At 43.7% G+C, this 2,134-nt stretch carries 1 protein-coding gene and 1 pseudogene; both read left to right on the top strand.

Annotated elements, in window-relative coordinates; all coding sequences use genetic code 11:
• Positions 1-380: pseudogene (locus AB5123_RS14210) on the top strand (hypothetical protein); the annotation flags it as partial.
• Positions 381-481: 101 nt separating this feature from the next.
• On the top strand, positions 482-2,134 hold a 1,653-nt coding region (locus AB5123_RS14205), incomplete at its 3' end, for a VirD4-like conjugal transfer protein, CD1115 family (RefSeq protein ID WP_368364988.1).

Genomic DNA, 2,134 nt, shown 5'->3' with positions numbered 1-2,134 from the left:
GACAATACAAATATCTGGCTGAGTATGCTTTGGCAGGCTCTGCATTTTTTATGCCCAAAACCGAACAAATAAACAGCGAATATCAAGCGTTTGAAAGGCTTCAAGGCAAGCTTGGGAGTAGTTACAAGCCTTACACCGACAAGGGCAAAAAGGCGCAAAAACAAAGGAATTTGCAGGATTGTGTGCATGAGGTTTTGCGTGATCTTAAACAGACAGCCCGTACCCGTGAACAGTCAGTACAGACTGCCAAATTGCTGTATCGGCTTGCGGATAGTGCTGTCAGATTGTCGGTTGAGAAAGCTTTAAGTGTACCGATTCAGGAGCAGTGCGAGGATATAGATATCATTTCTGAACCCGAACCGTGTATGGAGTTCGGGTAATGCGATACCCTCCGCCTCACAGCGCAATACCTTGAAGATAACAAACTAACTATCTTATTAAATACAAAAGATAGAATATTTTATAGATTGGAAGTGGTGAATTGAATGAAAAACAAATGATTTTCATAGGAGCACTTGTTGTAGCTTTTATCGCCTTTTTAGTGGTTGTAAATCTGCTTGACAACAAGTCGCTTAACGGAATAAAGGCTAAAAAGATCGGTGACGGTCAGCACGGAACTGCGAGGTGGGCGACAAAAGCTGAGATAAAACGTACTTTTATCCCTCTGCCATTCGAGCCTGATAAATGGCGTAAGGGAGAAAATCTTCCGCAAAGCTCTAACGGAGATGTTATTCAGGGAACTGTGGTCGGGTGCAGAGGTTCAGGAAAGAAAACTGTTGCACTTGTGGATACCGGTGATGTCCATACGCTTATGATAGGAGCGGCAGGAGTCGGCAAGACCGCATACTTCTTGTACCCTAACATCGAACTCGCTTGTGCAAGCGGAATGTCGTTTATCTCGACGGATACAAAGGGAGATGTGGCACGAAATTATGGTACTATCGCAAGCAAGTATTACGGCTACAATGTTTCTGTGCTTGATCTGCGTAACCCTACACGCTCAGACGAAAACAATATCCTGCATCTTGTAAACAAGTATATGGACATTTATCTGTCCGATAAAAACAATCTTTCAGCGAAAGCAAAGGCTGAGAAATATGCTAAGATCACAGCAAAAACAATAATCAACATCGGCGGCGGTGACAGCCACAGCTACGGACAAAACGCTTTTTTCTACGATGCGGCTGAGGGTCTGCTTGCTTCCGTTATTCTTTTACTTGCGGAGTTCGGCGAAAAGAACGAACGTCACATCGTTTCGGTGTTCAAGCTGATACAGGACCTTTTGGCAAAGTATCAGCCAGACCCGAAAGCAAAACCTAAAATGTATTTTTCAAAGCTTATGGACAGGCTTCCAAGCGAACACAAAGCAAAATGGCTTGCAGGAGCGGCTCTGAATGCGTCTGACCAGTCTATGCTGTCGGTAATGTCGACTGCACTTTCAAGGCTCAACAGTTTTCTTGATTCTGAACTTGAACAAATGCTGTGTTTTGGAACGGCGATAGACGCTGAGAAGTTCTGTAATGAAAAGTCTGCTATCTTTATCGTTCTTCCCGAAGAAGATACAAGCAAGTACTTTATGGTCAGCCTGCTTATCCAACAGTTATATCGTGAGATATTAGTCATTGCCGACGAAAACGGCGGAAAGCTTAAAAACAGAGTTATGTTTTACTGCGACGAATTTGGAACTTTTCCTAAGATAGAGGGTGCTGAATCTATGTTCTCCGCAGGACGTTCAAGAAAAATATCCATTGTGGCGATAATACAGTCCTTTGCACAGCTTGAACAGAACTACGGAAAACAGGGTATGGAGATAATCACGGACAACACGCAATTGACGATATTCGGCGGTTTTGCCCCGAATTCTCAGTCAGCGGAAGTGTTATCCAAAGCGTTGGGAGAGCAGACTGTATTAAGCGGTTCTGTATCAAACGGCAGGGACAGATCTCAGTCATTGCAGATGATAGGCAGATCGCTTATGACTGTGGACGAGCTGAAATCTATGTCAAAAGGACAGTTTATCGTTATGAAAACAGGAACACACCCGATGATAAGCAAGTTAAAACTGTTCTTCAAATGGGGTATCAAGTTTGAAGAAGAATACAAACTTCCCGATAAGACCGCCCGTGCCGTTTCA

Source organism: Ruminococcus sp. RTP21204st1_B2_RTP21204_210225, assembly GCF_040914135.1.
In the GTDB taxonomy this organism is placed as follows: Bacteria; Bacillota; Clostridia; order Oscillospirales; family Ruminococcaceae; genus Hominimerdicola; species Hominimerdicola aceti.
Note: the sequence above shows the minus strand (reverse complement) of the source record. Positions and strands in the feature narration are given on the sequence as shown.